The organism is Bacteroidota bacterium (assembly GCA_030706565.1).
GTDB lineage: Bacteria > Bacteroidota > Bacteroidia > Bacteroidales > JAUZOH01 > JAUZOH01.
This window is the reverse complement of the sequence record JAUZOH010000178.1, coordinates 1-7,779: the sequence shown is the minus strand read 5'-3', so window position 1 is coordinate 7,779 and position 7,779 is coordinate 1. Positions and strand designations below refer to the sequence as shown.

The 7,779-nt window shown below is 40.2% G+C and carries 6 protein-coding genes; 5 read left to right on the top strand and 1 reads right to left on the bottom strand.

Annotated features, from left to right (window positions below; all coding sequences use genetic code 11):
* The 5 genes from Q8907_09990 to Q8907_09970 all read left to right on the top strand — a co-directional run.
* The coding region (locus tag Q8907_09990) for an alpha-amylase family glycosyl hydrolase (GenBank protein MDP4274596.1) at positions 1-1,476 on the top strand (1,476 nt) is incomplete at its 5' end.
* A 159-nt stretch (positions 1,477-1,635) separates the two neighbouring features.
* Positions 1,636-3,666, top strand: coding sequence for an oligopeptide transporter, OPT family (locus Q8907_09985; GenBank protein ID MDP4274595.1), 2,031 nt, complete (start codon positions 1,636-1,638; stop codon positions 3,664-3,666).
* Between the two features lie 109 nt (positions 3,667-3,775).
* On the top strand, positions 3,776-4,150 hold the full coding sequence (locus Q8907_09980) for a PqqD family protein (protein ID MDP4274594.1): 375 nt from the start codon (positions 3,776-3,778) through the stop codon (positions 4,148-4,150).
* A 125-nt stretch (positions 4,151-4,275) separates the two neighbouring features.
* Positions 4,276-5,733 (top strand): aminoacyl-histidine dipeptidase, encoded by a 1,458-nt coding sequence (locus tag Q8907_09975; GenBank protein ID MDP4274593.1) that lies wholly within the window; start codon positions 4,276-4,278, stop codon positions 5,731-5,733.
* 103 nt (positions 5,734-5,836) lie between these two features.
* Positions 5,837-6,880, top strand: a complete 1,044-nt coding sequence (locus Q8907_09970; protein MDP4274592.1) for an endonuclease/exonuclease/phosphatase family protein — start codon at positions 5,837-5,839, stop codon at positions 6,878-6,880.
* Between the two features lie 6 nt (positions 6,881-6,886).
* Here Q8907_09970 and Q8907_09965 read toward each other — a convergent pair.
* The coding region (locus tag Q8907_09965) for an SPOR domain-containing protein (protein MDP4274591.1) at positions 6,887-7,779 on the bottom strand (893 nt) is incomplete at its 5' end.

The following is a 7,779-nucleotide window of genomic DNA, read 5'->3' as shown; positions in this document are numbered from 1 at the left end:
GCACCCGATAAGGCCTATGGCACTAAAAATGATTACAAACAGTTCATAGACGAATGTCACAAGCAGGGCATCGCAGTAATCCAGGACCTTGTCCTGAATCATTCCTATGGATCCTCACCGTTGGTCAGGATGTATTTTGCAAACGGGAAACCTACTGTACAGAATCCCTGGTACAATGTAACCAGCAATATTCAAAACACTTCCCTGCAATTTGGTTACGACTTTAACCATGATAGCCCATACACGCGAAAGCTGGTTGACAGCATTGCCTCCTACTGGATGAGTGAATATAAAATTGACGGTTTCCGTTACGACTTCACCAAAGGCTTCTCAAATACACCTTATGCAAACAGAAGCGATTCAGATTACTGGGCATCATCCTTTGATACGGCACGAATATTTAACCTGAAAAGGATGTCATCCGAAGTATGGAAACGTAAACCCAATGCCTATATGATATTTGAACATCTGACCAATAACACTGAAGAAACCACTCTGGCCAACTATGGAGATATACTTTGGGGCAACATGAATCACGCCTATAATGAAGCAACTATGGGATACAACAGTGATTCTAAACTCTCGGAAATTTCATACAAAAATAAAGGTTGGGGTTATCCCAACAGGATGGGATATATGGAAAGCCATGATGAAGAGCGGTTGATGTATAAAAATATAACATATGGAAATTCTGCAGGAACCTACAATATAAAAGACACCCTCACTGCTTTGCAAAGGATGGAACTGGCCTCGACTTTTTTCTATACTGTGCCAGGGCCTAAAATGCTCTGGGAATTCGGAGAACTGGGCTATGACATCAGCATAAACCAGGGAGGAAGACTTTCAGACAAAGCACCAAAATGGGAGTATTATGCCAACCCAAACCGTAAGCACCTTTATGATATCACTGCAGCCCTGATAAAATTAAGATTACAGGAACCTGTTTTTTCGACCACAAATTTCATGATAAGAGATTCAGGCAATATTAAAACTATACAGCTCAATTTAGGTGACTCCTCAGTCTTTATAATGGGGAATTTTGATGTGAACAGTCTGGATTATACCTTCACTTTCCCTTCAGCCGGCACCTGGTATGAATTCTTTACCGGGAATACCCTTAATCTTGCTTCAACTTTAACCACCCTTACTTTAAAACCCGGAGAATACCGGATGTATTCGAATGTAAAACTACAGGGCACCCCTCCGGCTCCATTGACCGGAACGGTTGTCCTCACCAATGACAATTCAACTTCATTCAGGATTTTTCCCAATCCCTTTTCTTCCCAGATTAATATAGAAAGCCAGGAAGGCATTCAAGGGATAGATATTTGTACAATTCAGGGAAGTTTAATTAAGAAAGTGAAAGAGACAGATATTTCCTGCGTAAATACGAGCGATATTCAACCCGGTTTTTACCTGTTGGTGGCTAACTTAAAAAATGGCGGAAAAATTGTAAAAAAAATCGTGAAATATTAATTTTTTGAGTTGACGAAACTAATTTAAAGAATAAAATAGACGAATAAAACAAAAACATGAGGAGCATCATGAAAAAAAATATGTTTTTGCTTTTATTTTTTTATACTTTTAGCCCATTAATAAGAAAATATTTTATTCGTTCAATTTTAAAATACAAGTATGTCAGAACAAAAAAAATATGTGCCATTTGTTTCTGCAGAAACAAGTATGGCAGAATTTACAGCTAAGGCCCTGATCATAGGATTGGTATTGGCTGTTGTACTGGGCGCGGCCAATGCGTATTTGGGTTTAAAAGCAGGCATGACCATCGCGGCCACCTACCCTGCAGCAGTAATCGGCATGGCAATCCTAAAAGCGATGAAGGGATCCTTGCTGGAAGAAAATTTTGCACGTACCGTAGGATCCATTGGGGAATCCGTCGCAGCAGGAGCCATTTTTACGCTACCTGCTTTTTTTGTGGCCGGAATTTGGAAACCTTTTTTCACCCCCGGGAATTACATCACCTCCTCTTTGATTTTAGTTGCAGGCGGTGTGCTGGGTATCATGTTTGTAGCCCTTCTCCGCAGGGTAATGGTTGAAGACGTAGAACTTCCCTTTCCCGAATCAGTTGCAGCTTCAGAAATCCACAAAGCCGGACAGGGGTCGGACGGTTCTTCCAAATACCTTTTCGGAGCCATGTTTTTGGGCGGTTTGGTAAAAGCTTTGGGAGAATTCAAGGTTTTCAGCACATATTGGGAAAAATTTATCACATTCAGCAAACAACTGATTGCCGGCACTAAATTCACCGGAAAGGGCGGATTACTGGCAGGTTCGCCCAGCATCAGCCCGGCTTATGTTGGCGTAGGTTATATTATCGGCCCCAGGTTAGGCTCCCTTAACTTCAGCGGGGGTATCATTGCATGGGGATTGCTTACCCCTATCATCCTCTATTTCCTTTCTTCAGGAATAGATATTAATTCAATTGCTGCAGGCCTTAAAGCCGCTGATCCAACGTTGAGCATGGATGCTGCAATAGCAAAAGCCTGGGTAAATTCAGCCTATCAGGTATGGAAATTCATTGTAAGGCCTATAGCAATCGGTGGGATGCTGGTAGGTGCCTGCTATACCCTCTTCATGATGCGCAAAAGCCTGACCGAAGGTATCGCCCGTTCAATCGGCGATGTAAAAAAAGCCGCCAAAGGTATTGAGGTAAATGTCCCCCGCAACGAAAAAGACATCAGCTTCGGTTGGATCATCTGCGGAATAGTAGTAGTTGCCATTCTTACTTTTTTCATTACGTTTTGTATATTTAAAACCACCTTTGTTGTTGCCCTTGTAGCTGCTACGGTTATGATCATTCTGGCATTCTTCTTTGCTGCTGTTTCCGGTTACTTGGTCGGTATCATGGGCTCAAGCAATAACCCGATCAGCGGACTTACCCTTACCGCTTTGGTGGTAACTGCATTAATACTTGTTTTGTTGGGTGTTAAAGGACGTGAAGGTGTTGCATCGGTACTGGGCGTTGCAGCTATTGTTTGTGTTTCGGCTGCTGTTGCAGGAGAAATGTTGCAGGATCTGAAAGCAGGACACATCCTGGGCGGTACTCCCTGGAAAATGCAGATAGGCGATATCATCGGTGTAGTTGCTGCAGGTGTGGTCATGTTCGGAGTTTTATCCTTCCTAAATGAAGGGGATATTGCCAAAGGCATCAAAGAAGGATATGAAGGAGGTTTTGGAAGCAAACAACTTTCAGCCCCCCAAGCCAGCCTGATGGCTATACTTTCACAAGGTATTGTTGGCGGACAAATGGCCTGGCCCCTGATTATCGTGGGTGTCTTTTTAGGAATCGGCTTTATTCTGATGCAGGTTAAGAGTCCTATGCTAGTAAGTGTGGGCATGTACCTGCCATTGGATACTACCTTTGCAATATTTATCGGAGGTATGATTAAAGGAATTGTCGAATATTATAAAGACAAAAAGAAATTCAGCGATTTCCAAAGGTCCAAAGCCGAAAATATTGGTGTCCTTCTGGCCTCTGGTCTGATTGCAGGTGAAGCACTGATGGGATTGGTTTTCGCAATTTTTGCTGCTTTCGACAAATTCCCGCCAGCAGTATTTAAAAATCCTTCCTACATCATAGGTTTAGCTGTTCTTACTCTTATTGCGCTAATGTTAATAAGGATTCCATTAAAACAAGCCGAAAAGAAATAAGACAATTAAAGATTTTAAATGGAAATTTATAACCCCGGTTTTTGCCGGGGTTATAGTTTTTAAATTGCTTTATCCCTGATTAAAGTTTCAGACAAACCGATTTTCAAAAATGAATTTTTTTAAACGGAAGAAATTACTTAAAAAGCTCAACCTCCTGGAGATGACTCCTGTGCAACTTCATCAATCTACTATTGAGGAAAACGGGAAAGTTGTGCTGATCATTCCCAAGTTTAAAAATGAAGCTTTTGCCAGATGGTTTATCCCGCACAGAAAGTCAATTTCGTTCAGGGTAGAACTTGACGAAACAGGTTCTGCACTCTGGCGTCTTATAGACGGAACCCGGAAGGTCTTGCAAATCTGCGAAGAGATAGAATTATTGCTTGCCGGGGAACACAAACCTGCGGACAATATTGAGACAAGAGTGGCAAAATTTCTAGGACAGCTCTATCGTCAAGGATATATTACTTTTAAAGAACTTGAATGAGGGTTTAAGTCAAAATTAAAATATTTCTATCATTGATATTTTGACTGGTAAAAAAATATTAACTTTCGAAAAATGAATTAAATTCAGAATAATCAATAAGATAAAATTATTTAGGAGGATTATCAATGAGTGAACTTAGTGATCTACAACCCAAAGCTTTATGGGTAAATTTTGAACAAATTTGTAAAATTCCACATCCATCAAAGCACGAACATGATGTCGTGAACTTTATTAAAGAATTTGGAATTAGTCATGGTTTGGAGACTATAGTTGATGAAATAGGTAACGTCATCATTCGCAAGCCGGCCACCAAAGGAATGGAAAACCGAGTTGGAGTTATTCTGCAAGGTCACGTAGATATGGTTCCACAAAAAAATAGTACCACCAATCACGATTTCTTAAAAGATCCAATCCAGGCCCACATTGAGGGCGAGTACGTAAAAGCCAAAGGAACCACACTTGGCGGGGATGATGGCATTGGAGTTGCAGCCGCATTGGCAGTTCTTGAAGACAAGGAAATCGCCCATGGCCCGATTGAAGCTTTGTTTACTATAGACGAAGAAACAGGTATGACCGGTGCTTCAAACCTGAAAGCAGGCTTGCTTAAAGGAGATATATTCCTGAACATGGATTCTGAAGAAGAAGGTATTCTGTATATCGGTTGTGCAGGCGGGATAAATGCCAATATCAGCTTCAATTACCACAGCGAAAAGACACCTGCCGGCATGTCAGCTTTCAAACTGGTACTTTCAGGATTAAAAGGCGGACATTCTGGCGCTGATATACATTTGGGCAGGGCTAATGCCAATAAATTAATGAACCGCTTTTTAAAACATGCGACCAAAGAATTTGGTTTGCGCATGTCAGAAATTGACGGAGGCGGATTGCGCAATGCCATTCCTTTTGAATCCTTTGTAACAGCTCTGGTACCTAAAGATAAAGAAAATGCGCTGAAAGAAGCAGTTGTCAAAGCAGAAAAAATTTTCCAGGAAGAATATGCAGCTGTTGAACCACACATTAGTTTTACCGCTGAACCAACAGATATTCCATCTCATGTAATTGATGCTCTTACCCAAAAGAACTTAATCCTTGCGGTTTACGGTTGTCCCAATGGGGTGATGCGGATGAGTGATTCTATGCCAGGACTGGTTGAGACCTCAAATAATCTGGCAAGTGTCAAATCACATGACGGAGTAATCGACTTACAATGCCTGCTTCGTAGTTCAGTGGATTCTTCAAAAGATGACCTGGCCGATATGATTCAATGTGTTTTCGAGCTGGCCGGAGCAAAAGCAGAATTTGCAGACAATTACCCGGGCTGGAAACCCAACGTTGATTCTCCAATTTTACATGCCGTAGAAACAACTTATAAGAAATTGTTCGGTACCGAACCTTGCATTAAGGCTATTCATGCCGGACTGGAATGTGGATTACTCGGAGGAGTTTATCCTAACTGGGATATGATTTCATTCGGGCCTACTATTCAACATCCACACTCCCCAGATGAACAGGTTGAAATCAAATCTGTTAAAAAATTCTGGGATCTTCTGGTTGAAACTTTAAAAAATGTACCGACCAAATAATCTTCTTAAATAAGCATTAATAAAGGCTTTGCGTAATGATCGTAAGGCCTTTATTTTTCAACTCATCAATTTTAGCTTCATTTATAATGCTAATCGATTAAAAATGAAAATAATCCACATTATAACTGTGATAGTGATCACTGTCATTGCCGTATTTGCAGCATTCTTTCTATTCACCTGGTGCACTGCATACAGGCCTAAGCCCAGCGAAACCTTAGCAGAAAATAAGGAATTTGACATTCTCCCTCAAAATGGAGAATTCAATTTGCTAATCTGGAATATCGGATATTGCGGGCTGGACAGCAAAATGGATTTTTTCTACGATGGCGGCAAAATGGTCAGGCCAACAAAAGCCAGGGTGCTAAAAAGTCTGAGTAAAGTCATCAGTTTTTTATGGCATAATGAGAACCTCGATTTTATTATGCTTCAGGAAGTAGACCAGAATTCCAAAAGAAGTTATCACATCAATGAAACCGACAGCATTCATCATATCCTGTCCAATTATCACAGTTATTTTGCAAAAAATTACGATGTAGCCTTTGTTCCCGTTCCTGTTTCCAATCCCATGGGGAAAGTATTTTCGGGAATTGCAACCTTCAGCCGCTTTAAGCCACAATTATCCATGCGATATTCATACCCCGGAAAATTTCCCTGGCCCAAAAATCTTTTCATGCTCAACCGCTGTTGTCTGGTAAACTATTATCCATTATCAAATGGCAAGAAATTCGTGTTGATCAACACCCACAATTCGGCTTTTGATACAAAAAACATTCTCAAGCCCAAAGAAATGGCTTTTCTGAAAAAGTTCATTTTAAACGAATATCAAAAAGGCAACTATGTAATGGTTGGAGGCGATTGGAACCAAAGCCCCAACGGACTAAAACCCCAGTTCGAAAATTTCAACACCCTGGATTTGAATTATATCAGTAAAGATTTCACACCTGCCGGGTGGCAATGGTTATTTGATCCTCGTACCCCATCCAACCGCCGGGTAGATAAACCATACAATTCAGTCGAAACCCTGACAACGGTTATTGATATGTATTTAATTTCTCCCAATATAGAACCGGTTGCCGTTCAAACGATCAATACCAATTTTGCTTGGAGTGACCATCAGCCTGTGTTTGCAAGGGTAAAGCTCAAATAAAAGCCATCAATAATACATAATCCAGCAAACTGTATTTTTTTCCCGGTAATTGGTTTGAAGTGCTTTTTTTGCCTTCGCTAAAGAAGAGTACGAACCAATGCTCAGGGTATAAAAACCATTTTTTCTTAGTACCATTTTGACTGTAAATCCTTTCTCCTGTAACTTTTTTACATACAAACTGGCATACTGTTTCTTTTTAAAACAACCTGCCACCAGGTGATATTTTTTCAAAGAACCGGCAGTATTCAACTTTTGAGAAATCTTTTTTTCTTTTTTTGGAAAAAAAGATTCATGTGGTTGGTTTAAAATGGCTCTAAGTGCGATGTTATTCACCGATTTATAATCAGTATCTTCCTCCGAGACAATAGCCAGAATTGATTTGCCAGCTCCTCTTTCTATCGTGTCCGTTTTATGCTTTGCATCTTTAATTTTGATATTTTCCTGACTTGCAGGAGAAGTAAAAATCAGGGCAATGGATTCCTTTATGTTTTTAAGTTCATTTATTCCATCCCAAAATATCAACCAGGAAGCAAAAATCAGCACAAAAATTCCCAGGCCCCACCACCATCTGAACTTTTTTTTATCCTGTAAAGTAGAATCATCCGACAAAAGGTCAAATATATCTTTATCTTCCCTGTTTGATTCCACTACCTTCTCTCTGGAAGTTTCCTGAATATCACTTTGATTTACTTGAGCAGGTGCATTTTCCGGATGAACACTTGACTGAGAGACCAATGGTTTATTTTCATTAACATTAGAATCTATAGCTTTATCATCTGTTTGGAAATTCATTAATTCATTAACGGAAAGGAAAAATAGTTTTCCATTTACATCCCTGGCCAAACTGCCAATGCCGGGAAATGTAAATTGTTTTCCGGAAGAAAGAATTTTTTTCAGGG

Coding starts and splice junctions, on each gene's coding strand:
- Q8907_09985 (MDP4274595.1), top strand. CDS start 1,636: ATGTCAGAACAAAAAAAATATGTGCCATTTGTTTCTGCAGAAACAAGT.
- Q8907_09980 (MDP4274594.1), top strand. CDS start 3,776: ATGAATTTTTTTAAACGGAAGAAATTACTTAAAAAGCTCAACCTCCTG.
- Q8907_09975 (MDP4274593.1), top strand. CDS start 4,276: ATGAGTGAACTTAGTGATCTACAACCCAAAGCTTTATGGGTAAATTTT.
- Q8907_09970 (MDP4274592.1), top strand. CDS start 5,837: ATGAAAATAATCCACATTATAACTGTGATAGTGATCACTGTCATTGCC.